20 protein-coding genes are annotated in these 25,018 nt (G+C 72.3%); 6 read left to right on the top strand and 14 right to left on the bottom strand.

Annotated elements, in window-relative coordinates:
* Window positions 1-373: 373 nt before the first annotated feature.
* Window positions 374-1,381, bottom strand: a complete 1,008-nt coding sequence (locus tag ACZ561_RS39220) for a stage II sporulation protein M (protein WP_471004795.1) — start codon at window positions 1,379-1,381, stop codon at window positions 374-376.
* A 119-nt stretch (window positions 1,382-1,500) separates the two neighbouring features.
* Here ACZ561_RS39220 and ACZ561_RS39225 point away from each other — a divergent pair, with 119 nt between their 5' ends.
* On the top strand, window positions 1,501-2,430 hold the full coding sequence (locus tag ACZ561_RS39225) for an RDD family protein (RefSeq protein ID WP_471004797.1): 930 nt from the start codon (window positions 1,501-1,503) through the stop codon (window positions 2,428-2,430).
* Here ACZ561_RS39225 and ACZ561_RS39230 read toward each other — a convergent pair.
* Complete coding sequence (locus ACZ561_RS39230; protein WP_471004799.1) at window positions 2,427-3,041, bottom strand: hypothetical protein; 615 nt, start codon at window positions 3,039-3,041, stop codon at window positions 2,427-2,429. The genes ACZ561_RS39225 and ACZ561_RS39230 overlap by 4 nt on opposite strands.
* A gap of 131 nt (window positions 3,042-3,172) precedes the next feature.
* On the bottom strand, window positions 3,173-4,630 hold the full coding sequence (gene ahcY, locus ACZ561_RS39235) for an adenosylhomocysteinase (protein WP_471004801.1): 1,458 nt from the start codon (window positions 4,628-4,630) through the stop codon (window positions 3,173-3,175).
* Window positions 4,631-5,016: 386 nt separating this feature from the next.
* Here ahcY and lepB point away from each other — a divergent pair, with 386 nt between their 5' ends.
* Window positions 5,017-5,673, top strand: coding sequence for a signal peptidase I (lepB, locus tag ACZ561_RS39240; RefSeq protein WP_471004803.1), 657 nt, complete (start codon window positions 5,017-5,019; stop codon window positions 5,671-5,673).
* Between the two features lie 67 nt (window positions 5,674-5,740).
* Here the strand turns inward: lepB and ACZ561_RS39245 are convergent, their stop codons facing one another.
* From ACZ561_RS39245 to ACZ561_RS39270, 6 genes are all read right to left on the bottom strand, one after another.
* Complete coding sequence (locus ACZ561_RS39245; RefSeq protein ID WP_471004805.1) at window positions 5,741-6,706, bottom strand: cation diffusion facilitator family transporter; 966 nt, start codon at window positions 6,704-6,706, stop codon at window positions 5,741-5,743.
* A gap of 66 nt (window positions 6,707-6,772) precedes the next feature.
* Window positions 6,773-7,924, bottom strand: a complete 1,152-nt coding sequence (gene manA / locus ACZ561_RS39250; RefSeq protein WP_471004807.1) for a mannose-6-phosphate isomerase, class I — start codon at window positions 7,922-7,924, stop codon at window positions 6,773-6,775.
* Between the two features lie 138 nt (window positions 7,925-8,062).
* Complete coding sequence (locus ACZ561_RS39255; protein WP_471004809.1) at window positions 8,063-9,220, bottom strand: SIS domain-containing protein; 1,158 nt, start codon at window positions 9,218-9,220, stop codon at window positions 8,063-8,065.
* A 124-nt stretch (window positions 9,221-9,344) separates the two neighbouring features.
* Entirely contained in the window at window positions 9,345-9,527 is a 183-nt protein-coding gene (locus ACZ561_RS39260) for a Trm112 family protein (protein ID WP_471004811.1), read from the bottom strand.
* Between the two features lie 519 nt (window positions 9,528-10,046).
* Entirely contained in the window at window positions 10,047-11,414 is a 1,368-nt protein-coding gene (locus ACZ561_RS39265) for a phosphomannomutase/phosphoglucomutase (RefSeq protein ID WP_471004813.1), read from the bottom strand.
* A 508-nt stretch (window positions 11,415-11,922) separates the two neighbouring features.
* Entirely contained in the window at window positions 11,923-12,351 is a 429-nt protein-coding gene (locus ACZ561_RS39270) for a DUF3499 domain-containing protein (protein WP_376443110.1), read from the bottom strand.
* A 290-nt stretch (window positions 12,352-12,641) separates the two neighbouring features.
* Here ACZ561_RS39270 and ACZ561_RS39275 point away from each other — a divergent pair, with 290 nt between their 5' ends.
* Window positions 12,642-13,121 carry a metallopeptidase family protein gene (locus ACZ561_RS39275; protein WP_471004858.1) on the top strand — a complete coding sequence of 160 codons (480 nt, stop codon included), beginning with the start codon at window positions 12,642-12,644 and terminating at the stop codon, window positions 13,119-13,121.
* Window positions 13,122-13,338: 217 nt separating this feature from the next.
* Here the strand turns inward: ACZ561_RS39275 and ACZ561_RS39280 are convergent, their stop codons facing one another.
* From ACZ561_RS39280 to ACZ561_RS39290, 3 genes are all read right to left on the bottom strand, one after another.
* Window positions 13,339-14,862, bottom strand: a complete 1,524-nt coding sequence (locus ACZ561_RS39280) for a DUF5719 family protein (protein WP_471004815.1) — start codon at window positions 14,860-14,862, stop codon at window positions 13,339-13,341.
* Complete coding sequence (locus ACZ561_RS39285) at window positions 14,859-18,503, bottom strand: glycosyltransferase family 2 protein (RefSeq protein WP_471004817.1); 3,645 nt, start codon at window positions 18,501-18,503, stop codon at window positions 14,859-14,861. The genes ACZ561_RS39280 and ACZ561_RS39285 overlap by 4 nt, the downstream gene beginning before the upstream one ends.
* A 238-nt stretch (window positions 18,504-18,741) precedes the next feature.
* Window positions 18,742-19,005 (bottom strand): WhiB family transcriptional regulator, encoded by a 264-nt coding sequence (locus tag ACZ561_RS39290; protein ID WP_015033978.1) that lies wholly within the window; start codon window positions 19,003-19,005, stop codon window positions 18,742-18,744.
* A 666-nt stretch (window positions 19,006-19,671) separates the two neighbouring features.
* On the opposite strand from ACZ561_RS39290, the gene ACZ561_RS39295 reads away from it, so the two are divergent.
* The 3 genes from ACZ561_RS39295 to ACZ561_RS39305 all read left to right on the top strand — a co-directional run bounded on the left by ACZ561_RS39295 (window position 19,672) and on the right by ACZ561_RS39305 (window position 22,681).
* On the top strand, window positions 19,672-20,208 hold the full coding sequence (locus ACZ561_RS39295; RefSeq protein WP_471004819.1) for a cysteine dioxygenase: 537 nt from the start codon (window positions 19,672-19,674) through the stop codon (window positions 20,206-20,208).
* Between the two features lie 65 nt (window positions 20,209-20,273).
* Window positions 20,274-21,230 (top strand): 2-phospho-L-lactate transferase, encoded by a 957-nt coding sequence (gene cofD, locus ACZ561_RS39300; RefSeq protein ID WP_471004821.1) that lies wholly within the window; start codon window positions 20,274-20,276, stop codon window positions 21,228-21,230.
* Entirely contained in the window at window positions 21,227-22,681 is a 1,455-nt protein-coding gene (locus ACZ561_RS39305; RefSeq protein WP_471004823.1) for a coenzyme F420-0:L-glutamate ligase, read from the top strand. Before cofD ends, ACZ561_RS39305 begins: the two co-directional genes overlap by 4 nt.
* A gap of 69 nt (window positions 22,682-22,750) precedes the next feature.
* Here ACZ561_RS39305 and ACZ561_RS39310 read toward each other — a convergent pair whose 3' ends face one another.
* Together ACZ561_RS39310 and manB are read right to left on the bottom strand one after the other, a co-directional pair.
* A complete protein-coding gene (locus tag ACZ561_RS39310; protein WP_471004825.1) occupies window positions 22,751-23,743 on the bottom strand; it encodes a DNA-3-methyladenine glycosylase family protein in 993 nt (330 codons plus the stop codon).
* Between the two features lie 108 nt (window positions 23,744-23,851).
* Window positions 23,852-24,934 (bottom strand): mannose-1-phosphate guanylyltransferase, encoded by a 1,083-nt coding sequence (manB, locus tag ACZ561_RS39315; RefSeq protein ID WP_471004827.1) that lies wholly within the window; start codon window positions 24,932-24,934, stop codon window positions 23,852-23,854.
* Window positions 24,935-25,018: the final 84 nt, after the last annotated feature.

Below are 25,018 nucleotides of genomic sequence, written 5' to 3' on the forward strand. Positions count from 1 at the left end.
CCTCTCGGGCTTTCCTCCGGGCTTTTCCCTTCGGTCTTTCGTGTTTCCAGCTTAGCAGATCCGATTTCCGTTTCTGCCACCCGCTGGAGCGGGCTGCCAGGCCGTTCTTCGCTTTCGCGTTTCCCTTTCCGGCGATTCCGACTTTATCAGATTCATTTCGGCCGACCTAATCGGTGGCTTCGTGATTCGAATAAGGAATCGGGGTGGCTCCGTGGAAATCAACTTCCCGACCGGAGCGAGAGAGATTCTAGCTGCTGACCTTCGAACTTGTCCAGTCCGAGGCAACCGTTCAAATCTACCTCCCCACGCGGACCGTGTCAACGGTTTTTGTGGGCGATGAGGAGACTAGCAGGTCAGCGGGGTGGTCCGCACATCAGGCAGCGGTCGGTAGGGCCGCGCTGCGGTCGGTCTCCTCGAGATCGCCCGTGTCACCCGCTCGGGCCGCGCGGCCGCCCAGGACATAAACGTAGACGAGAAATGCCAGTTCAGCCGCGACGCCGATGGTGATGCGCGCCCAGGTCGGGAGGCCCGACGGGGTGACGAAGCCTTCGATGAGACCCGAAAGGAACAGGACCAGGGCCAGGCCGATCGCCATTCCCACGGCCGCGCGGCCCTGCTGGGCGAGGGCGGAACGACGGGTCATGGGGCCCGGGTCGATGAGGGTCCATCCGAGGCGCAGTCCGGTGCCGGCGGCGACGAAGACCGCGGTCAGTTCGAGGAGGCCGTGCGGGATGAGCAGGCCCAGCATGATGTCGAGGCGTCCTGCGGAGGACATCAGGCCGATGGCCACGCCGAGGTTCAGCATGTTGAGGAAGAGGATCCAGAGCACCGGGACGCAGAGGAACGCGCCGAGGACCAGGCACATGGCGGCTGCCTGGGCATTGTTCGTCCAGACCTGGGCGGCGAAGGATGCCGCCGGATGGCTCGAGTAGTACGTCTCGTACTGGCCGCCCGGGCGGGTCATCTCGCGGAGCTCGGCCGGAGCACCGATCGCGGACTGGACCTCGGGATGGGTGCCGATCCACCAGCCCATGACGGCCGCGATGAGTATGGAGAGGACGGCCGTCGGGACCCACCAGTGGCGTGAGCGGTAGACGGCGGCCGGGAAGCCGGCGGTGAAGAAGCGGGTCACGTCGCGCCAGGAGGAGCGGCGGGTGCCGGTGACCGCGGCGCGGGCGCGGGCGACGAGCTGGGTGAGCCGGGCCGTGAGCATGGGGTCCGGGGCGGCGGACTGGATCAGCGAGAGATGGGTGGCCGTCCGCTGGTAGAGGGAGACGAGCTCGTCGGCCTCGGCGCCGCTGAGCTTTCCGCCTCGGCGCAGGAGGTGGTCGAGGCGGTCCCACTCGGCTCGGTGGGCGGTGACGTAGACGTCGAGGTCCATGATCGGCTGCTGCTCCAGGCACTGGGTGCGTACGGGTCCGTACTACTGCGGCGCGCTGCGGGTCAGCTTGGCAGACTGTCGTACCGAGGGGTCGGGAAGGCCGGAGAAGGGTGGGCGCCGTGAGCGGGGTTGTGACGGGGGATGCCGTCGTACTGGGGTTGCAACCGGCGCGGCTGCCGAGCCGGGCGCTGGCGCTGGTCCTCGATCTTCTGACCGTGTGGGCGGTCTATCTGCTGATCACGGTGGGGCTGGCGATGGCCACCGCCTCGTTGGACGAGGCCGCGCAGATGGCGATCTCGATCGCGTCCTTCCTGCTGGTGCTGGTGGGGGCGCCGATCGCGGTGGAGACGCTCTCGCACGGGCGGTCGCTGGGGAAGCTCGCCTGCGGGCTGCGGGTGGTGCGGGACGACGGGGGGCCGATCCGGTTCCGGCACGCGCTGGTGCGCGGGGCGATGGGGGTCGTGGAGATCCTGATGACGTTCGGGGTCGTCGCCTGTATCGCTTCTCTGGTGTCGGAGCGGGGGCGGCGCATCGGGGACGTGTTCGCGGGGACGCTGGTCGTACGTGAGCGGGTGCCGGCGGCTCGGAGTGCGGTCGTGCCCCCTCCTCCGCCGTGGCTCGTGGGTCGGTTCGCCGAGCTGGATCTGTCGGCGGTGCCGGACGCGCTGTGGCTGGAGATACGGCAGTACCTGACGCGGATGCGGGAGTTGGACCCGGGCGTGGGGCGGAGGCTCTCGGAGCGGCTGGCCGATGAGCTGGTCGCGCGGACCGGAACGCCTCCCCCGCCGGGTGTGCCCGCGGCGGCGTATCTGGCCGGGGTGGTCGCCGAGCGGCAGGCTCGGGAGGCTCGTCGGGCCTTCGCCCCGGCGGGGCAGGGCGGAGGCGGGCAGGTGCCCGGGTTCGTGGCTCCTGTGGTGCGACCGGTGAGCGCGGCTTCGGCGGCGAAGGTGGAGAACGTCCCTCCCGCCGCCGGGCCCGTGGCGCCGCCTGTCGTTGCGTCGGAGGTACGTGATGCGGGCGCGTCGACCGGGTTCGCGCCGCCGGCCTAGGGCCAGACGGACGGCGGGGTCTCGAGGGCTTCGAGTTCGATGCCGGGGGCGGAGAGGACCACGTCGCCGGCGATGTGGAGCGTGTGCTGCTCTCCCGTGTCCAGGGCGTTGACCTGGTACTCGTCCACGATCAGACGGCCGTTGTCAGTGGCGTGCGTTTCACTGTTCACCAGGGCCCAGGACTGGTCGATCGTGAGGGGGGCGAGCACGGGATCCGTGAAGGCGACGAGCCGGATGCGGGTCGCGGGGGAAGCGGGGGTGAGACGCAGGAGTCGCGTGATCGCGACGAGGAACGCCGGTGAGGTGCCGGTGAAGGCATGGGCGCGCACATTGCCTTCCGTGGCATGGGTGCCGGTGGGGTCGGTACGGACCCAGGTGACGCCGTCGAGGGCCGCGCCGCGGACCTGCCAGCTCGCGGCGTGGAGTTCGAGGCGGATGGGGCGGCCGAGTTCGTCGATGGCCAGGTCGACGGAGCCGGCGTGTTCGCCGGAGGGGGTGGTGGTCTGTGAGACATAGCGCCAGCCGGAGGGGCCGGGCGCGCAGTTGAAGTGCTCTTCACCGAGGGGGGTGTGATCGTGCGGATCATGGAGCGAATAGCGGCCGCGGGGCATGGGTCCTCGGGGTGCTTGCTGGGGCGATAGACGAGGCAGGCCCCCGGCACGGGGGTGCGGGGGCCTGCCTTTTCCTCTACGGGTGACCGGGACGGGCGTGTGTCAGTGCACGGGCGCCGTCGGTCCCGGCATCAGTAGCGGTAGTGGTCCGGCTTGTACGGGCCTTCGACCTCGACGCCGATGTAGGCGGCCTGCTCGGGGCGCAGGGTCGTGAGCTTCACGCCCAGGGCCGCGAGGTGGAGGCGGGCGACCTTCTCGTCGAGGTGCTTCGGGAGCACGTAGACGTCGGTCGGGTACTCCTGCGGCTTGGTGAAGAGCTCGATCTGGGCCAGGGTCTGGTCCGCGAAGGAGTTCGACATCACGAAGGACGGGTGCCCGGTCGCGTTGCCGAGGTTCAGCAGACGGCCCTCGGAGAGGACGATCAGGACCTTGCCGTCGGTGAACTTCCAGGTGTGGACCTGAGGCTTGACCTCGTCCTTCACGATGCCGGGGATCCGGGCGAGCCCCGCCATGTCGATCTCGTTGTCGAAGTGGCCGATGTTCCCGACGATGGCCTGGTGCTTCATCTTGGCCATGTCGGAGGCCATGATGATGTCCTTGTTGCCGGTCGTGGTGATGAAGATGTCGGCCGTCTCGACCACGTCGTCCAGGGTCGCGACCTGGTAGCCGTCCATCGCCGCCTGGAGCGCGCAGATCGGGTCGATCTCGGTGACGATGACGCGGGCGCCCTGGCCGCGGAGGGACTCGGCGCAGCCCTTGCCGACGTCGCCGTAGCCGAAGACGACCGCGGTCTTGCCGCCGATGAGGACGTCGGTGGCGCGGTTGATGCCGTCGATCAGGGAGTGGCGGCAGCCGTACTTGTTGTCGAACTTCGACTTCGTCACGGCGTCGTTCACGTTGATCGCCGGGAAGAGGAGGGTGCCGGCCTGGTGCATCTCGTACAGGCGGTGGACACCGGTCGTGGTCTCCTCGGTCACGCCGCGGATCTCGGACGCCAGCTGGGTCCACTTCTGCGGGTTCTCGCCGAGGGTGCGGTTGAGGAGACGGAGGATGTGGCCGTACTCCTCGCTGTCCGCGGTGGACGGGTCCGGAGCGGAGCCGGCCTTCTCGAACTCGACGCCCTTGTGGACGAGGAGGGTGGCGTCACCGCCGTCGTCCAGGATCATGTTCGGGCCGCCGGTGGGCGTGTTCGGCCAGGTCAGGGCCTGCTCGGTGCACCACCAGTACTCCTCCAGGGTCTCGCCCTTCCAGGCGAAGACCGGGACGCCGGCGGGGGCCTCGGGGGTGCCGTTCGGGCCGACGGCGATGGCCGCGGCGGCGTGGTCCTGGGTGGAGAAGATGTTGCAGGACGCCCAGCGGACCTCGGCGCCGAGGGCGACCAGGGTCTCGATGAGGACGGCGGTCTGCACGGTCATGTGCAGGGAGCCGGTGACGCGGGCGCCGGCGAGCGGCTGCTGCTCGGCGTACTCGCGGCGGATCGACATCAGGCCGGGCATCTCGTGCTCGGCCAGCGTGATCTCCTTGCGTCCGAAGGCGGCAAGGGACAGGTCGGCGACCTTGAAGTCCTGCTGGGTGGCGGCAGTCGTCATGACTGGGCTGCTCCTCGTGGATCGGGTTCGAGGGTCGTGTGAGGCGCCTGACACCGCGTCTGGGGTCGTGCGGGCATACGAATGCCCGGGAGATCCCGCGGTGCAGTCGTCGGAGGCCCTCTCTCCCTCGGCCGGCCCGCGTGGGACCGCCCGACCGCCATCAGCAGCGACGTCTGGCTGGTCACGAATCTACACCGATCAGCGCAGCGGCCCACAGTCCGCCCAGCCCGGGATTCGGCCGGTTCCGACCTCGACAACCCGCTCGGAAACGGTCCGGGCGGAGCTGACACCCGCCCCGGGTAGGGTGCGGGGCCTTGCACGGATGATCACGTGGGGCCTGCCCCTTCGCGGGCGGGCGGGTGAGTGAGTACCAGGGAGTGGGACGAATGAGACCGGGGCGGGGACTGCGGATCACCGGGTGGGCGCTGCTGCCCGTGGGGCTACTGCTGCTGGTGGGAGCGGTGCTGACGGGAAAGTACGCGTACGGCGGCCACAAGGTCGCCGGGGACTCGATGAGTCCGACCTACAGCAGGGGCGACAGCGTCTTCACCGAGAAGATCGACGCGGCGGATGTGCGGCGCGGGGACATCGTCCTCTACGACCTGCCCGAACGCCTCTCGGACCGCGGCCGCCTGAGCATGCAGCGGGTGATCGGGGTCGGCGGCGACAGGGTGAGCTGCGACGGTCGGCAGGTGCTCCTCAACGGCAAGCCGCTGCTTGAGAAGTACCTCGCCGGGGGCGACCCGGTCGGGGACGGGAAGGTCTACGACGTGCAGGTGCCGGAGGGGCGGCTGTTCATGCTCGGCGACAACCGGGTCAACTCCCTGGACTCCCGTTACTACGGCTCGGAGGGGTATGGCGGGACCATCCCCGCCGACGCCGTGCGTGAACGGGCCCACGACAACGAGGACATTGGGTATGCCATCGCCTTCGGCGCGCTCGCGGGGATCGGCGTGGCCCTGACCGGGTTCGGCTGCGGGGTCGCCGGGTGGCTCGTCGGCCGTCGGCCCAAACCGGTCCCCGTCCCCTCTCCGCAGGTATGAGAAGAGGCCCCCGGGACCGTGTCGGTCCCGGGGGCCTCCGCCTTCACGCCGTGGGGCATGAGTCCCGTCAGTGGCCCGGGCCGCCCGGGGACTTCGCCGGGTTGATGCCGGCCGCCGCGGCCGACTCGTTGTAGATGTCCGGCTCCAGGTAGATGACCCGGGCGATCGGGACGGCCGCGCGGATGCGTTCCTCCGCCGCGTTGATCGCCGCCGCCACCTGGGAGGCCGTCTCGTCGGTGCGGACGGCGATCTTGGCGGCGACGAGGAGCTCCTCGGGGCCGAGGTGGAGCGTGCGCATGTGGATGAGGCGGGTGACGGTCTCGCCGTCGACGACAGCGTCCTCGATCTTCTTCACGTCCTCCACGCCGGCGGACTCGCCGAGCAGCAGCGACTTGGTCTCGGCGGCGAGGACGATCGCGATCAGGATGAGCAGGATGCCGATGCAGAGGGTGCCGATGCCGTCCCAGATGCCGTCGCCGGTCAGGAGGGCGATGCCGACGCCGCCCAGGGCGAGGAACAGACCGACGAGCGCGCCGAGGTCCTCCAGGAGGACGACCGGGAGCTCGGGCGCCTTCGCGCGGCGCACGAACTCCTTCCAGGACTGGTTGCCGCGGATCGCGTTCGATTCCTTGATGGCCGTACGGAACGAGAACGTCTCGGCGATGATCGCGAAGACGAGAACGCCGATCGGCCAGTACCAGTCCTCGATGGGGTGCGGGTGCTTGATCTTCTCGTAGCCCTCGTAGACGGCGAACATGCCACCGACCGAGAAGAGCACGATCGAGACGAGGAAGGCGTAGATGTACCGCTCACGGCCATAGCCGAAGGGGTGCTGCGGGGTCGCCTCCCGCTTGGCCTTCTTGCCGCCGAGGAGCAGGAGCCCCTGGTTGCCGGAGTCGGCGAGCGAGTGGACGCTCTCGGCCAGCATCGAGGACGAACCACTGAAGAGGAACGCCACGAACTTGGCTACCGCGATCGCGAGATTCGCGGCGAGTGCCGCCACGATCGCCTTGGTTCCGCCTGACGCGCTCATGGGTGTACGTGTTCCCTTCGTCGGTGCTCCGGCTCTGTTGCCGCCATACGGCCGGTCATTGTTGCATCAGGCGACGACGGTGGCGCGAAACACCGTTCCCGTACCGGACAGTTCGGTCGTTTCGCCCGCCGGTACGAAAACCGACTCGCCGGGCGCGAGGGTCACTTCGCCCGCCTTGGGCCGGCCCGCGACGGCGAGCAGGATCTGCGGGGTGCCAGCGGTGACATCGGTGGGCGCGGCGCCCTCTGCCCGTACGAAACGGGACAGACGGAACTCGTCGATCGGGGTGTCGTAGACCTCTTCGCCCGCCGGTGACGCTTCGGGGCGCAGGACGGCCGCGTCGTTCGGCTCGAAGCGGACGACCCGCAGCAGCTCCGGGACGTCGACGTGCTTGGGGGTGAGTCCGCAGCGCAGCACGTTGTCGGAGTTGGCCATGATCTCGACGCCGAGGCCGTCGATGTAGGCGTGCGGCACGCCGGCACCGAGGAAGAGGGCTTCGCCGGGCTGGAGTTGGACCGGGTTGAGCAGCATGGCGGCGATGACGCCGGCGTCGCCGGGGAAGTGGTGGGCGAGGGTGACGTACGGAGCGTGGGCACCGCCCAGGCGGGCGGCGGCGGCCGCGGCCTCGGCGACGGTGTGCGCCATCTCCTCGCGGTCGGCGGTGAGCAGGGCGGTCATGACCTCGCGCAGCGCGGCCTCTTCGGGGTGGGCGTGCAGCAGGTCCACGTACGGCTTGAGGGAGTCGACGCCGAGTGCGGCGATGGTGTCGGCGGCCTCGACGGGGTCGCGGAAGCCGCACAGCCCGGTGAACGGCGTGAGGGCGCAGATCAGTTCGGGCTTGTGGTTGGCGTCCTTGTAGTTGCGGTGCGGCGCGTCGAGCGGGATGCCGGCCGCCTCCTCGGCGGCGAATCCGGCCTTCGCCTGGGCGAGGTCGGGGTGGACCTGGAGGGAGAGCGGGGCGCCGGCGGCGAGCATCTTGAAGAGGAAGGGGAGGTGCGGGCCGAACTTCGCGACGGCCGGTGCGCCCAGTTCGCGTACGGGATCGGCGTCGATGACCTCGTTGAGCGGTCCGCGCTCCGTGCGGGACGGGGCGCCGGGGTGGGCGCCCATCCACATCTCGGCCTGGGGCTCACCGGTGGGGGTGGTGCCGAGGAGTTCCGGGATGGCGGTCGTGGAGCCCCAGGCGTAGGGGCGGACGGTGTTGACGAGGCGGTCCATCGAACGGTTCCAGCTTTCCTCAGTGCGGGAGGTGGGTCGGCGGAGTGTCTCAGCGGGTGGTGTCCGTGGGGTGTCTCAGCGAGGTCTTCCGGGGTACGGACGCGTACGGCGGAGTACGGCGGAGTACGACGCTGTGGGTCAGTGCTGCGGGGCGATACCGGCCGAGGCCAGGGCGAGGTAGACGGCGGCGAAGTCGGTGACGGCGAGCAGTTCGGCGAGGGTCTCCAGGTCTCCGCCCTCCTCCGGCTCCAGTTCGCTGATGGCCGTGCCGTGGCTGAGCGCCAGTTCACGGGCGGCGGGCGCCGCGGTCAGGCCACCGGCGTCGGCCGGGCGGTCGCGCAGCAGGACGACCCGGGCGCGCAGGGCCTGGGCCTCGTCGACGCGGTCGCGGAAGAAGTCGTCGGGGTCGGCGCCTGCCGCGTAGTCGCCGGCGAGCAGCACGCCGTGGGCGGGCAGCGCCTCGGGCAGTTCGGCAGCGAGCGCGGGCAGTCCGGCCAGCTCGGCGAGGACGGCGGCGAACCGGCGGCCGACGGGGCCCGCGGCGTCGCCCTCGGTCCAGATCAGCGGCAGCGAGTCGGCGAGTTCGGCGGCGAGCGTCTTGGCCGGGTTGCTGTACGTGGCGATGGCAGGGCCGCAGCGTTCGGCCGTACGGTCCAGGCGGTCGGCGACCTTCTCCAGCGTCTCGGACGGCGCTTCGACGAGGCCGACGCGGTCGAGGAGCGCGAGGAGCGGGGTGAACAGGGCCCACAGGGAGCCGGGACCCGCGGCGAGGGTCTCCTCGTACTCCTCGGCGCTCTCGTGCGGGGCCATCGCCATGGGCACGAGCAGTCCGCGGGGGCCGCTGACGGCCTCGGCGAGCGGGGTGTTCCTGGGCGCGACGGCGACGACCGTGATCCCGCGGCGGTACGCCTGCTCGACGAGGAGGGCGAGTCCGGGTTCGGAGCCGTCGGTCGTCGGGATCAGAAGCAGATCCACGGAGCCGGCCCAGCCGGGGAGTGCCCAGCGCAGGGCGCCGGCGGCGGGGGCGACGCCGGTGGGCTGGAGGCGGATGACGGGCGCGGAGGCGCCGGCGAGGGCTCCGACCAGGTCGGCGACGCCGGCGGCCGCGGTGCCGGGGCCGGCGACGAGGACGGAGCGGGGCCGACCCTCCGGACTGAGTTCGTCGATGCCGGCCTCGGCGGCGTGGCGGGCAGCGGTCCGAACCCGTGCGCCGGCCTCGGCGGCGCCGCGGAGCAGACCGCGGCGGTCGGCGAGGGCGAGGGCGTCCGGTGCGTCGAGGAGGGTCTCATCCAGCATGGGGCCTCCGAGGGCGGGGCGGGGCGGGTGCGGCCGGTGATGTGTGCCCGACCGTCGGCCGGGTTCTGTTTCCCTACCCGCCCCACCGGGGTTCGGATCTTCCCTGGGTGGAGCGGCGCCTGCCTTACGCCGGGCGGCGGGCCTCGTCGACCAGGAGGACGGGGATGCCGTCGCGGACCGGGTAGGCCAGGCCGCAGTCGTCACCCGTGCAGATCAGCTCGGGGCTCTCGGCCGCCGTGCGGTCGTTGAGCGGCGCGTGGCACGCCGGGCAGGCCAGGATCTCCAGGAGGCCGGCTTCGAGCGGCATGAGGTTTCCCTTCGAACAAACGGTGGTGGTGCTGCCCTTTGGGCCAGGTCAGCCTACCGCCGGGGGACGGGCCGCGCGGCTCGGCCGCCCGGCCCGTCCCTCAGGGGTGAGGGGCGGTCCGCGCCACGGGGATGGGCGGCCCGTGCGCCGGCTGGGAGGGGGCGTCGGTTCCCCCCCCCCCCCCCCCCGGCAGGAGACGGTCGGTCCGTCCCCGGCCGGGGGGACAGTCGGCCCGTCCCTGCCGGGGGACAGTCGGCCCGACCCCGGCGGGGGACAGTCGGTCCGGCCCCCTGCCGGGGCACAGTCGGCCCGTCCCCTGCCGGGGCACAGTCGGTCCGACCCCCTGCCGGGGCACAGTCGGTCCGACCCCGGCAGGGAGAGGGTGTCGGCAGCTCCCCGGCGGGGGAGAGGCTGTCAACGCTCCCCGCCCGAGGGGGTGTCGACCGTCCCCGGCCGGGAGAGAGTGTCGTCAGCTCCCCGCCCGAGAGGGTGTCGACCGTCCCCGGCCGGGAGAGGGTGTCAGTCCGTCGCGCGGACGAGGGCGAGGACCTCGTCCCGGATCTTGGCCATGGTGGCCGCGTCGCGGGCCTCGACGTTCAGGCGGAGCAGCGGCTCCGTGTTGGAGGGGCGCAGGTTGAACCACCAGTCGTCCGCCGACACCGTCAGGCCGTCCAGCTCGTCGAGCGTGATGCCGTCCTGGCCCTCGTACGTCGCCTTGACCGCCACGGTGCGGCCCGCCTGGTCGGCGACCGTGGAGTTGATCTCGCCGGATCCCACGTAGCGGTCGTACGACGCGACCAGCTCCGACAGGGGGCCGTCCTGGCCGCCGAGGGCGGCGAGGACATGGAGCGCGGCGAGCATGCCCGTATCGGCGTTCCAGAAGTCCTTGAAGTAGTAGTGCGCGGAGTGCTCGCCGCCGAAGATCGCACCTGTCTTCGCCATCTCCTCCTTGATGAAGGAGTGGCCGACGCGCGTACGGACCGGCGAGCCGCCGTTCTCGCGTACGACCTCGGGCACCGACCAGGAGGTGATCAGGTTGTGGATGATCGTGCCGCCGGGGGTCTTGGCCAGCTCGCGGGCCGCGACCAGGGCCGTGATCGCGGACGGGGCGACCGCCTCGCCGCGCTCGTCGACGACGAAGCAGCGGTCGGCGTCGCCGTCGAAGGCGAGACCGAGGTCGGCGCCCTCGGCCCGGACGCGGGCCTGGAGGTCGACGATGTTCGCCGGGTCGAGGGGGTTGGCCTCGTGGTTCGGGAAGGTGCCGTCCAGCTCGAAGTACATCGGTACGACGTCCAGCGGGAGGCCCTCGAAGACGGTCGGGACGGTGTGGCCGCCCATGCCGTTGCCCGCGTCCACGACGACCTTGAGGGGGCGGATCGCGGTGAGGTCGACCAGCGCCTTCAGGTGGGCCGCGTAGTCCTTCAGCGTGTCCCGCTCGGTGATGGTGCCGGTGGTCGGTGCGGCCGCCGGGGCGCCCTCCTCCGACCAGCGCTCGACCATGATGCGGATCTCGGACAGGCCGGTGTCCTGGCCGACGGGCGCGGCGCCGGCACGGCACATCTTGATGCCGTTGTACTGCGCGGGGTTGTGCGAGGCGGTGAACATCGCGCCCGGCAGGTCGAGGCTGCCGGAGGCGAAGTACAGCTGGTCCGTGGAGCAGAGCCCGATCAGCGTGACATCGGCGCCGAGGCGGGCCGCGCCACGGGCGAACGCGCCCGACAGGCCCGGCGACGAGGGCCGCATGTCGTGGCCGACGACGATCGCGTCCGCGCCGGTCACCCGGACGAACGCGGCGCCGAACAGCTCGGCGAGCGGCTCGTCCCACTGATCCGGCACCACCCCGCGAACGTCGTACGCCTTCACGATCTGCGACAGATCAGCAGCCACGGAACAACCCTCCTGAATCCTCGAACCTCGGCACGCGTGTGCGGCGCGTGTGCCACGCGTGTACGGCGTGTGCGGATGCCCAACCTACCGGGGCCCGCCGAGGGGAGGGCAGAGCGCCTGGCCGGGCGGGCGCCGCGCGTGGGGGTCCGGTACGGGATGTCGCGCTCGGGAGCGGGGCTGAGGAGCCGGCTCGGGGCGTCGGGCTCGGGAGCCGCGTTCAGGACGTCGGGCTCGGAGTCGGGGAGTGCGGAACGCGGGAGGCGGGACGCGGGACGGGGGGTCCAGGCTCGGGTGTTCCGGGCTCGGGTGTTCCGGGCTCGGGTGTTCCGGGCTCGGGTGTTCCGGGCTCGGAGGTCCCGCGCTCGGGCGTCATGCTCAGGAGTCCGGCGCAGGCCCGGCTCAAGGCGTCGCCCGCTCGGAAGTCCGGTGCAGTTGCCTCGCTCGGGAGTCCGGCGCCGGTGCCCGGCTCAGGACGTCCTGCTCAGGGCGTCGCCTCAGAGCGTCCTGCTCAGGAGTCCGGGGAGCGAAGGACGCGGAGGTGGCCGCGGCGGCCGACCTCCACCGGGTCTCCGCCTCGGCCGCCGCCCTTGCCGCCGGCCTCGGCCGTGCGCTGCTGGGGGCGCGCCGCTTCCCGTACCGCGTTGGCGAGGGCTTCGAGGTCGTCGCCGCTGGGGCGGGACGGGGCGGAGCCGTCGGACAGGCGCACGACCTCCCAGCCGCGCGGCGCGGTGAGGCGCTCGCTGTGTTCGGCACACAGGTCGTAGCAGTGGGGCTCGGCGTAGGTGGCGAGCGGGCCGAGGACCGCAGTCGAGTCGGCATAGACGTACGTCAGTGTCGCGACGGCAGGGCGGCCGCACGCGGTGCGCGAACAGCGACGTACAGGGCTCACGACGTTGGACGGTACCGCACTCTTGAGCGGGCCGCGACGACTCTCCACCAGGTCACTCCACCGTGTCGCGGTGTGACGTCGGACACGGGCTCGCTTCGGGGGGCCGTCCTGACCTGCGCGTAAGGAGGGGCACGGGGGTCGGGACGGCGATCGATCCGGACAACGGTCGACAGGAATCCGGTCAACCACGGCCGGATGGCCGATCGCGGGAGCCCCTGGAATCGAGCCCGCGCCTGGCCGGAACGTTCAACTAACGACAACCCGGGTCCGGCGCGCGGCGAGGCGGTCCGTGTGCGCCACGGTCGACGGGCACCGAGGAGAGTTACGCTGCGTCAGTGATGGACAGTCCTGTGCCGCCGAACCCCTCGTCCCGTCCGCCCGAGCCCGATGCGGCGGAGTCCAGTCCGGTTCCGGTGGAGCCGCGGACGCGCAGGCGCGACCGGCACGGTCGCGGTATGCGCGGGCCCGTCGCCCCGCCGCAGGTGCCCTTGTCCGCGACCCGTGCCGACACGTTCCGCGATCTCGTCCTGGACTCGGTGGAGCGCCTGGAACGGCGCTGGCCGCAGCTGGCGGACGTCGAGTTCATGGTCCTCGACGTGCCGCCTTCGGTGGAGGGCGAGTCGGTGCCGCTGGGCGGGGCCGCGCCGGCGGAGAAGGGCGGGCCCGCCCGGATCGTCGTCTACCGGCGACCGGTCGAGATCCGCTCCAAGAGCCGTGACGAACGGGCGCTGCTCGTCCATGAGGTCGTGGTGGAGCAGGTGGCCGAGCTTCTGGGTCTCTCCCCCGAGTCGGTCGACCCCCGCTACGGGCAGGACTGACCCCTTCGGGGGAACACGGGCCACCCTTCGGGGGAACACGGGCCAACTTCGGGGGAACGGCGGCCGCCTTTGGGGAAACAGCGGCCGCCGGGAAGGAACGCCGACGCCCTTCCCCGTCGTACGACATGGGTGTCCCCGATGCCAGCCGTCCGGGCACCGGTCGTCCAGGCGTCGGCCGTGCGGGCACCTGCCCGTCGAAGCGCCCGTCCTCGAAGCGTCAGTCGTCCAGGACCGAGAGGTCCTGCTTCGCCCTCGGGACCTGCACCGCGCCCCGGTCGTCCGCCAGGGTCTGGACCGTGAACATGGGGATGCCGTCCTGCGGGAGCGCCAGGACGCGTGCGGCGTGGACGGGCCCGCCCGAGACCCGCTCGACGGTCAGCGCGTAGGAGCCCTTCAGGCCGGCCGGGACCACGTCGGTCACCTTCGTCGTCGTGCCCGCCTTGACCGTGACGGTCTTGGAGACCGTCGTGCCGCCCTCCGTGCCCGCCGACGCCGTGACCTTGACCTGGGCAGCGGCGCCGGGCGCCGTGAGCGTGAGGGTCGAGCCGGCCGCGCGGTTGTCGGCGACGGTGGCACGGGCGGTGATCGCCGCGGTCGCGGGGACGAAGGCGACCTCCTGCTTGTCGCCCTTGCCTCGTACGACGCGCAGGGCGGCCACGAACGGGGTGGTCTTCTTCGGGTCCGAGGGAGTGAGGAGCAGGGCACCCGCCTCGCCCCTGGTCAGGTCGGGAAGGTCGACGGACGCGGTCATGCCCGACTTCACGTGCAGGGACTGCGCGCTCGCCGGGACGATCGTGCCGTTCTCGCCGACCAGTTGGATCTTCAGCTCCGCGTCGTCCTCGCCCGGCGCGTACGCCACCAGGCGGACCGAGGTCGCGTCGGCCGGGATGCCGGGCAGGACGGCGGTGCCGGCCGGGTCGGCCGAAGCGGGCAGCCAGTCGCTGCCGAGCTTGTCGTCGGCGGAGCCGATGACCGCGCCGACGCGTCCGCTGCGGGTCGTGACATGGACGGTCACGTCCGCCTGCGCGGCCTCGCCGGTGAGCGTGGAGAGCAGGACGGGGACGCTGGAGTGGGCCGGGACGGGGATGCCCTCGGTCAACTGCGACTTGAGCACGCCCTCGGGGCCGTACAGCTCGATGTCGGCGACGGCGGCGGTGTCGTCGGGGTTGGTGAGGTGGACGTAGTCCTGGCGCTCCTTGGCCGTGGAGGCGGCCGGGAACCAGAAGTCCGTGTCGGGGGCGGAGCAGGCGACGCCGAGCAGTCCGCGCGAGCCGCCCGCGGGGACCACGGTGGTCTGCTGGACCGTCCAGCCGGGGGCGAGGGCGCCGGTCGCCGCGCCGGTCAGGGCGGGGGCGGCGCCGCCGTTCGCCTCGGCGCCGACGGGCTTGCCCGGTTCGGTGACGGTCCCCGGGGCCTTGGCGGCGGAGGGCTTCTTCGCCGGCGTACCGCCGGGGGTGGCGGCGACCGGGGCGGGCTTGAGCTCGGCCTTGGCGGCGGTGCCTCCCTTGGCGGCGGCGCCGTCAGCGGCCTTTCCGGCCGGGGTGTACGAGGTGTAGTCGGTCTCGGCCACCTCGGACGTGCTCGGCGCCGGGCACAGCAGGCTGGAGCGCTCGACCGGCATCGGCCCCGTGGCGATCGGCGGGACCGTGACGGTGCCGTCGGGCGCGGTCAGGGCGGCGAAGCCGGTGACGGCGGCGAGGGCGGTGGCGACCGCGATCAGGGAGAGGGTGGTGCGCTTCACTGGTTGCTGCTCCCGTCGGGACGCTGCTCGGTCTCGTAGCCGTAGGTGTACGGGTCGTACGGCTGCTGCTCCTCGTACGGCTGCTGCTGCGGCTGCTGTTCGTAGCCCTGCTGCTGGTACGGGTCGTACTGCTGCTGCTCGTACGGCTGGTCGTACTGCTGCGGATACTGCTGCTGGTACGGGTCGGCCGCGTACTCCGGGTAGTAGCCCTGCTGGGCGTACTGCTCCTGCTGTTGTTGCTGTTGCTGCTGCTGCTGCTGCGCGTAGGCCGGGTCGTACTGGCCGTCCCAGTCGGCGGCGTACGTCTGCTCCTGGGGAACCGGCACCGGCTCCTGCTCGGGAGCCGCCTCTTCGGTCGCCGTGGCAGCGGCCTCCGCCTCCGCCGCGGCGCGCAGACGGCGGGCCCGTCGGCCGTCGCCCTCCATCGCCTGGGCGGGGATGGCGACCTCTTCCTCGGGCAGGTCGTCGTCGATCTCGCGACGGCGCCCCGGCAGGGCGAGGACGAGCAGGACGACGGCGAGGCCGACCTGGGCCCAGATCCACAGGGTGTGGGTGAAGGGCTGGTCGTAGGTGAGGTCGAGCTTGCCGCCCTCTGCGGGGAGTTCGAAGCCCTGGGCCCAGCCGTCGACGGTGGTCTTGTTCAGCTCCTTGCCGTCGAGGGTGGCGGTCCAGCTCTCGTCGGCGTGGTCGGCGATACGAAGGACGCGGCCGGCGGGGCCGGACGGGATCTTCGTGTGCGCCTCGACGGGGCCGGAGGCGACCGCGATCGGCGTGACCGCCGCGTCGGTGGCCTTCGCCGTGTCGGTGGGCTTCGCCGCGGGGACGATGGTGGCGCGGGCGACCACGCGGTCGCGGTCGACGCTCCAGAGCGCGCTGCCGTCGAGCTGGCTGAGCCGGTTGAGGCCGGGGGTGGCGTCGAGGACGCGGCTCATCTGGCGCGGTGCCCCGTCGCGTACGAGGACGTAGCGGATCGCGAAGCCGCTGAGCTCCTGGGTCTGGTCGGCGCCGGAGCCGGCCACCAGGTGCGCGACGACCTTGTCCAGGCGCGGGTCGTTGTCGGCCGCGGCGGTCAGTTCGGCGTCGCCGAGGCGGCCGCCTGAGCCGCGGACCAGGGTGTACGCGACCTCGTCGGGCGAGGTGCCGCCGAGGACGAGGGTGCGGGGCTGGTCGGGGTTGGTGCTCTCCTCGGCGACGAACGCCGGGACCTGGACCGGGTCGCGCCGGGTCAGCGGGCCGTCGGCGCCACCGATCATCCAGCCGGCGGCGGCCACGACCGGGCCGAGCGCGGCGGCGAACGCGATGAGCGCGGCGACGGGCTGGCGCCAGCCGAAGCCGTGGGCGGCGACGCGGGTGCGTCCGCCCTCGGCGCCGATCATGCCGGCGGCGAGCAGTGCGGCGCCGTAGACGAGCGTGGCAGGTCCGGCCCAGCCGGTGTCCCCGGCGCCGTTGGAGAGCACGGCGAACAGGAGTCCGGCGAGGGCCGCGGCCCAGGCGACGCGGACGGCGAACTGGCGCTCCTCGCGCAGCAGCGCGGCCAGGGCGGCGAGCACGATGCCGATGAGGAGGAGGCCGCCGGTGGTGCCGGGGCCGCCGGGGCTGATCCCGAGCAGGTCGAGCGCGGAGGCAGTGCCCGTACGGATGTCGAGGCCGGCCTCGCGCAGGAAGGCGGAGGGGCTGGTCAGGAGGGAGAGCGACCAGGGGGCGAGGACGAGGATCGGGGTGCCGACGGCGGCGAGGAAGCGCAGTCCGTACGCCGTGATGTCGGAGCGGCGCAGGGCGAGGACGCCGAGGCCGAGGACGACGGCGAGCGGCCAGACGATCGGGGTGAACGCCGTCGCGAAGGTCAGCAGGAAGGTGTACGCCCAGGTGGCGCGCCAGCTGCCGCGGCCCTGACCGGTCAGTCCGTGGGCGGCGACGGCGGCGCGGGCGATGAGCGGGAGCAGGATCGCGAGGACGGCGGTGCCGAGGCGACCGGCCGCGAGCGCTCCGGTGGCGGCGGGCAGGAAGGCGTAGGCGATGGAGCCCCACGCGCGCAGCAGCCGGGACTCGACGATCGGGCGCGCGGCGAAGTAGGCGGTGAAGCCGGCGAGCGGGACCGAGCAGACGAGCAGCACGGTGAGCGCGAACGAGGTGGAGCCGAGGAAGAGCGCGGAGAGGGCGGCCAGGACGGCGAGGTAGGGCGGCGCGGTCTGGGTGCCGCCGGTGCCGAGGGCGTGCCAGCTGTCCGCGTACCGCCCCCACAGCTCGGAGACGGAGTCGGGAGCGGGGAGCAGGGCGCCGCCGGCGAGCGAGCCGCCGCCGAACAGGCCGCGGCAGGCCACCACGGAGACGAGCAGGAGCAGTGCGAAGAGGACCGGTCCGGGCTTGCGGGCAACCTTCTTCAGCCGGGCGAACTGCTCGATCTCCAGGAAGTCGGCGTCGTCGCCGCCGGGCCCGGATTCGACGACGCCGTGGCGGGAGCCACCGGAATCGGCGTCGGAGCCGCCGAAGTTCGCAACGATCTGTTCGGCGGTGGCCCGGACGGTGGCGCCGGGCGGCGGGAAGAGCGGGCGCAGTTCGCTCGCGGCGACGGCGGGGTTCTTGCGGCGTTTGCGGGCGGCGAGGATCCGCTCGGGGCGCAGCAGGGTCGCGAAGAGACCCATGACCTCGTCGACGGCCTGGCCGGGCACCTTGCCGACGAGGTAGGCGAGGGTGCGCAGCAGGGTGCCGAGGATCAGCCGGATCAGTACGTAGGGCAGGGCGGCGCCGCGGGCGTTGGCGAGCAGCGTGTAGACGGCGCCGGCCTTGTCGACGCGGTGCGGGTTGGCCACGGAGCGGCCGGCGCAGTCGACGGTGCGGCGTTCGCGGGCGGAGGCCTCGGCGTGGCGCAGGACGGCGTCGGGGGCGACGAGGACGCGGTGGCCGGCCGAGTGGGCGCGCCAGCACAGGTCGACGTCGTCGCGCATCAGGGGCAGGCGGCGGTCGAAGCCGCCGAGCTCCTCGAAGACGTCGCGGCGGATGAGCATTCCGGCGCTGGAGACGGAGAGGACGGAGCGGACCTGGTCGTGTTGGCCCTGGTCCTGTTCGCGGCGGTCGAGTCCGGTCCAGCGGCGGCCGCTGCGGGCGATGGAGACACCGGCTTCGAGGAGCTGTTTGCGGTCGTACCAGCCGCGGAGCTTGGGGCCGATGACGGCGGCGTACGTGTCCGAGTCGGCGACGCGCAGCAGTTCGGTGAGTGCGTCCGGCTCGGGGGCGCAGTCGTCGTGGAGCAGCCAGAGCCACTGCACCGGCTCGCCGTGCGGGAGCTCGGGCAGGTCGTAGGCGTCGTCGCTCCAGGTCCTGCTGACCGGGTCCCAGCCGCTGGGGCGCTTCAGATAGGTGAGTTCCTCGGGTCCGAGCACGGGGGCGGTGCGGGCGGCCTCCTCGACGGCGGCACCGAATCCGGTGCGGCGGGCGAGGTGCAGGACGCGGTCGGCGCCGATCGCGTCGGCCAGCAGCTGCGCGGAGTCGTCGGCGCTGCCGGTGTCGGCGGCGACGACGTTCTGCACGGGGCGTTCCTGGGCGAGCAGCCCGGCGAGGGCGTCCGGCAGCCAGCGGGCGCCGTCGTGGGCGACGAGCACGGCGGTGACGACGTGTCGCGGGAACTCAGGAGTTGAGGACATCGAGGTACGGGCCCTCCGGCCGGGGGTCGCCCGCGGGGGGCGTGGGTACGTCTCGGACGGGGCCCCACACTAACGGCAGACAAGGAGGGGTTGGCGCGCAGCGCCTCGATGAGGGGCGGTGGCCGGGCGACGGGAGGGCAGGAACGGTCCGCCGCCTGTGGACAGAGCACAGGGGACGGACCGTTCGTTGTGTACAGGTGTGAGCGGTTTGACGCGTGGGCGCGGGTCGGGGCGCCGGTCAGACCGCGGCCTTCTTCAGGCGTCGGCGTTCACGCTCGGACAGGCCGCCCCAGATGCCGAATCGTTCGTCGTTCTGCAGGGCGTATTCGAGGCATTCGGAGCGGACCTCACAGGCGAGGCAGACCTTCTTGGCCTCGCGGGTCGAGCCGCCCTTCTCGGGGAAGAAGGACTCGGGATCGGTCTGGGCGCACAGTGCGCGCTCCTGCCAGCCGAGTTCCTCGTCCGCGTCCTCGACCAGCAGTTCCTGGAACAACTCGGTCATGTGCGCCCCTCGTCCGTCTTTGCGTCCCCGTGATGTTGCCGTTACCGATTTCGGCCGAACGACACGAGTGAAATTACAAGTTCGTGCTCTGTGCGAGTCAAGCCGGAATCTGCTATTGGGCCCGGTATTCACTCTGCGGAACCAAGGCTATGCGGAAAGTGTTCAAATCACCAAAAACAAGACACATGCCACTGGCCTGTCCACACCGTTCCCCCTTCACGAAGGGAGACGCCCCAGACATGGATCTTGTTGCGATCCAGCCAAGGAAGCGATCCGGATCACAGTCTGATCACGGGATCCCAGCCGCGTTTGCGGGCACGGATGTTGCGCCATGTCTCCCGCTCAGCGACTGAACAAACCTTTCTCCGGGCGCTGTAACCGGATGAGGTGAAACATTACCGCCAAAACGGGCATTGGGTTGACAGTCGGGTGGCTCGCCCGGCACCTTTGATGCCATGCCAGTGACCTCAGCGCCCTCCGCGACCCACGCCCGTGGGTACCGCCGCGCTGTCCAGGCTCGCTGTTGCTGTTGCTGTTCCAGCTGTTGATGCCCCAGAGCTCCAGCGTCTTCGTCTCCGCGTAGCCCGCGTTGCCCCGCGTGACGCTCGCACGACCTCTGCGTGACCCCCGCCACGACTTCGTTTCTGCCGAGGAACCACCGCACCCATGAACAGCGACAGCGACCTTCAGATCGCCGGCGACATCCTCGAGGTACAGCACCTCCTGCAGCCCGCCCGCGAGCACCCCGCCACCGTGGCCGAGTTCGTCGGCCTCGCGCGCTCCATCGCCGCCGACCGCGCGCAGTGGGCCCCCTATGTCGAATACGACGCCACCAGCCGCTGGTACCACCGGCTGCGCACCGGCCCGGGCTACGAGGTCTGGCTGCTCTCCTGGGTGCCCGGCCAGGGCAGTGGGCTCCACGACCACGGCCCCTCCTCCGGCGTCCTGACCGTCCTCGAAGGGGAGTTGTCGGAGCGTACGGACCGGGGCGTACGGACGCTCACGGGAGGAGCGCAGCGCGTCTTCGCGCCGGGGTACGTCCACGAGGTCGTCAACGACTCCCTCGAACCGGCGGTCAGTCTGCACGTCTACTACCCCGGTCTCACCGACATGCCGATGCTCCCCCAGACTTCGTCCGGGGGGACCCTCAGGCCCGTGACGACCCAGTGCGCCCCGGCGACCCACGGTGTCGTCACCGTCTGACCGTCCCTCCCGCCGCCCGACCACCACCCCTCAGACGATCAGGCCGCGCCTGACAGACTGTCTGCATGCGCATTGTGGTTCTGGCCGGTGGCATCGGTGGTGCCCGCTTCCTTCGCGGCCTCAAGCAGGCCGCGCCCGACGCGGAGATCACGGTCGTCGGCAACACCGGTGACGACATCCATCTCTTCGGACTGAAGGTCTGCCCGGACCTCGACACGGTGATGTACACCCTCGGCGGTGGCATCAACGAGGAGCAGGGCTGGGGCCGTGAGGACGAGTCCTTCACGGTGAAGGAGGAGCTCGCGGCGTACGGGGTCGGCCCGGAGTGGTTCGGCCTCGGCGACCGGGACTTCGCGACCCACATCGTCCGCACGCAGATGCTGGGCGCCGGATACCCCCTCAGTGCCGTCACCGAGGCGCTGTGCGCCCGCTGGCAGCCGGGCGTGCGTCTGCTTCCGATGTCCGACGACCGCGTCGAGACGCACGTCGCCATCGAGGTGGACGGCGAGTCCAGGGCGGTGCACTTCCAGGAGTACTGGGTGAAGCTGCGGGCGTCCGTGGACGCGCGGGCCGTCGTGGCGGTCGGCGCGGAGGCCGCGAAGCCGGCCCCCGGTGTCCTGGAGGCCATCGCGGAGGCGGACGTCATCCTCTTCCCGCCGTCCAACCCGGTCGTGTCGGTCGGCACGATCCTGGCCGTACCGGGCATCCGCGAGGCGATCGCCGAGGCGGACGTGCCGGTGGTCGGCCTCTCCCCCATCGTCGGCGACGCGCCCGTGCGGGGCATGGCCGACAAGGTCCTCGCGGCGGTGGGCGTCGAGTCCACGGCCTCGGCGGTGGCGAAGCACTACGGCTCGGGGCTGCTCGACGGCTGGCTGGTCGACACCGTCGACGCGGGCACGGTCGAGGACGTCGAGGCCGCGGGCATCCGCTGCCGGGCGGTGCCGCTGATGATGACGGACCTGGACGCGACGGCCGCGATGGCGCGCGAGGCGCTGACGCTCGCGGAAGAGATCCGCGGATGACGGGCCGGTCGGGCGCGGGCGCTCCGGGAGCGGGGACCGGGACCGGGCCCCGCGCCGATGGCGTGGCGCCCACCCTTCCCCAGCCTCCGCCCAGCGGGACCCCCGGTCCTGGCGGAGCGGCTGCCCACAACGGAGCCGACGGCGCGGCTCGCGCCGAGGCGCGCTACGAAGTGTGGGCGCTGCCCGGGCTGCCCGAGGTGAAGCCCGGGGACGATCTCGCCAAGCTGATCGCGTCCGCCTCCCCCGGTCTCGAGGACGGAGACGTCCTGATCGTCACGTCCAAGATAGTGAGCAAGGCCGAGGGGCGGGTGATCGCCGCCGACGACCGGGAGGAGGCGATCGACGCCGAGACGGTACGGGTGGTGGCGCGCCGCGGCACGCTGCGGATCGTCGAGAACCGGCAGGGTCTGGTCATGGCCGCGGCCGGGGTCGACGCCTCCAACACCCCTGCCGGAACGGTGCTGTTGCTGCCCGTCGACCCGGACGCCTCGGCCCGCGCCATCCGCGACGGGTTGCGGGACGCGCTCGGTGTCGACGTCGGTGTCGTCGTCACGGACACCTTCGGGCGGCCCTGGCGCAGCGGTCTGACGGACGTGGCCATCGGCGCGGCCGGCGTGCGCGTCCTCGACGACCTGCGCGGCGGCACGGACGCGTACGGCAATCCGCTCAGCGCGACCGTCGTCGCCACCGCCGACGAACTCGCCGCCGCGGGCGACCTGGTGAAGGGCAAGGCGAACGGACTGCCGGTCGCCGTCGTCCGGGGCCTGCCGCACGTGGTGGACGGTTCCGTCGGCGAGGGTGCCCGGGCCCTGGTGCGCGGCGCCGCCGACGACATGTTCCGGCTCGGGACCTCGGAGGCCGTGCGGGAGGCGGTGACCCTGCGGCGTACCGTCCGCGAGTTCACCGACGAGCCGGTGGATCCGGGCGCCGTACGGCGTGCCGTCGCCGCGGCCGTCACGGCTCCGGCGCCGCACCACACCACTCCGTGGCGGTTCGTACTCCTGGAATCGCCGGAGTCGCGGCTGCGGCTCCTCGACGCGATGCGGGACGCGTGGATCGCGGACCTGCGGCGCGACGGCAAGTCGGAGGAGTCCGTCGCCAAGCGCGTACGACGCGGCGATGTGCTGCGCAACGCCCCGTATCTGGTGGTGCCGTGTCTGGTCATGGACGGCTCGCACCACTACGGCGACCCGCGCAGGGACGCCGCCGAGCGGGAGATGTTCGTGGTCGCGGCGGGCGCGGGCGTGCAGAACTTCCTGGTGGCGCTGGCGGGCGAGCGGCTCGGCTCGGCGTGGGTGTCCTCGACGATGTTCTGCCGTGATGTCGTACGCGACGTCCTCGGGCTGCCGGAGGGCTGGGACCCGATGGGCGCGGTGGCGGTCGGACACGCTGCGGCGCCGCCGAAGGACCGGCCCGCGCGGCAGGCGGGGCAGTTCATCGAGGTGCGGTAGCGGCTCTCGGCGGGCGGGGCTCGGAGCGTCGGTTCCGAGCCGCGCTCCCGCTCCGGGAGGTGCGTGCGGTCAGAGCGCAGCGATGTTTCCGGGGGTCATCCGGGGCGCGCGGCGCGGCGGGACCCGGCCGCTGAGGAGGATCAGACGGGCCGCGCGGTGGCGCTGGCCGGCGTAGGGGGCGAGCAGTTCGAGCATGGCCGCGTCGTCGGTCGTGCGGTCGCCCGCGAGGGCGTAGCCGACGATGCCGGGCAGGTGGAGGTCGCCGACGGTGACCGCGTCCGGGGCGCCGTTGCTGCGCTGGATCGTCTCGGTGGACGTCCAGGGGCCGATCCCGGGGATCAACTCCAGTCGCCGCTGGGCCTGTTCGGGCTCCATCCCGGCGGCCTCCTCCATGCGGCGGGCGACGCGCGCGGCGCGCAGGATCGTCGAGGCGCGTTTGTCGTCGACGCCCGCGCGGTGCCACTCCCAGGACGGGATCCGGGCCCAGGTGGGGGCGTCGGGCATGACGTGCATCCCGTCCGGGGCGGGGCCGGGGGCGGGCTCGCCGTACTTCCGTACGAGCAGACGCCACGCGCGGTACGCCTCGTCGGTCGTGACCTTCTGCTCCAGGATCGACGGGATCAGCGACTCCATGACCAGGCCCGTGCGCGTCAGGCGCAGGCCGCGCCGGCGGCGGTGGGTGGCCGCGAGGAGACGGTGACGGGGAACGAAGGCGGCGGGGTCGTCGTCGGCGCCGAGGAGCCGGGGCAGGCCGTCCATGAGCCACTCGCCGCCCGGGCCCCAGGCCTCGGCCTCGACGACTCCCGAGCGGATGGCGACCCGGAGCGTGCCGGGGCCCGCGGGGGTACGGCTGGCCCGCCAGACGGAGCCGTCGGAGGTCGTACGGAAGGTGGGGTCGGCGGGGCCGCGGCGGAGGGGGCCGAGGGTGAGGCCCAGGTCGACGGTGTCCGAGGCGGGGGCCTCCAGGGAGGGCGCCTCGGGGGCGGGTCCGGGGATGGGGACGTGGCCGCCGCGCACGGTGGTGCGGGTCGTGGGGGTGCGGGGTGGGAAGCGGCCGGCCATGTGTATGAGCGTATCCCCGGCGCATCTCGGGTGAACGCACCCCGGAACGGGCAGCGCCCCCGTGGTCACCGGACACACGGGGGCACGCCCACAACGGCGGGGGCGTCGCTACTGGTCCGACGAGAAGCGGACCGAGCCTGCCGGGAGGACCGCGTTGCACCAGATGCGGATGCCTTCGCGGAGCTCGTTGTCCGGGCCCACGTGGGCGCCGTCGCCGATGACCGCGCCCGTGAGGACCGTGCGCGCGCCGATCCTCGCGCCCGCGCCGATCAGGGAGTCCGTGATCACCGCGCCCGGTTCGACCACCGCGTCCGCGTGGACCGTCGAGCCGGCGATCCGGGCGCCCGCGCCGACCACCGCGCCGTTGCCGACCACGGTGCCGCCCGTGAGCTTGGCGTCCGATGCGACACGGGCCGTCGGCAGGACCAGGCGGTCGCCGCAGCGGCCCGGCACCGCAGGGGACGGGGCGTGGCCCAGGACCAGGTCGGCGGAGCCGCGGACGAAGGCCTGCGGGGTGCCGAGGTCGAGCCAGTACGTGGAGTCGACCAGGCCCTGGAGATGCGCGCCGGAGGCGAGCAGCTCGGGGAAGGTCTCCCGCTCGACCGAGACGGGGCGGTCCGCCGGAATCGTGTCGATGACGGAGCGGCGGAAGACGTAGGCCCCCGCGTTGATCTGGTCGGTGACGATCTCCTCCGGAGTCTGCGGCTTCTCCAGGAAGGCCGTGACGCGGCCGGTCGGGTCCGTCGGGACCAGGCCGAACGCCCGCGGGTCGTCGACCCGGGTGAGGTGCAGGGAGACGTCCGCACCCGAGTCGGCGTGCGTGGCGACCAGGGCCCGGATGTCCAGGCCCGTGAGGATGTCGCCGTTGAAGACGAGGACCGGGTCGTCGGCGCCCGAGTGGAGCCGCGAGGCGACGTTTCGGATCGCTCCGCCCGTACCGAGCGGCTCCTCCTCGGTGACGTACTCCAGGCTGAGCCCCAGCGCCGAGCCGTCCCCGAAGTGCGGCTCGAAGACCTCGGCGAGGTACGACGTGGCGAGCACCACATGCTCGACGCCCGCCGCCTTGGCCCGTGCCAGCTGGTGGGTAAGGAAGGGAACGCCGGCCGCCGGAACCATCGGCTTCGGCGTGTTGACCGTCAGGGGCCGCAGCCGCGTGCCCTTGCCACCGACCAGGAGGATCGCTTCTGTCACCTGTCGTCTCTGCTTCCTGTCCGGGTCCGGTCTCGTCGCACGCCCACTTGTCGGCTCGTCCGCTTTTCGGCTTGTCCGCTCGTC

Source organism: Streptomyces sp. NPDC039609 (assembly GCF_055596705.1).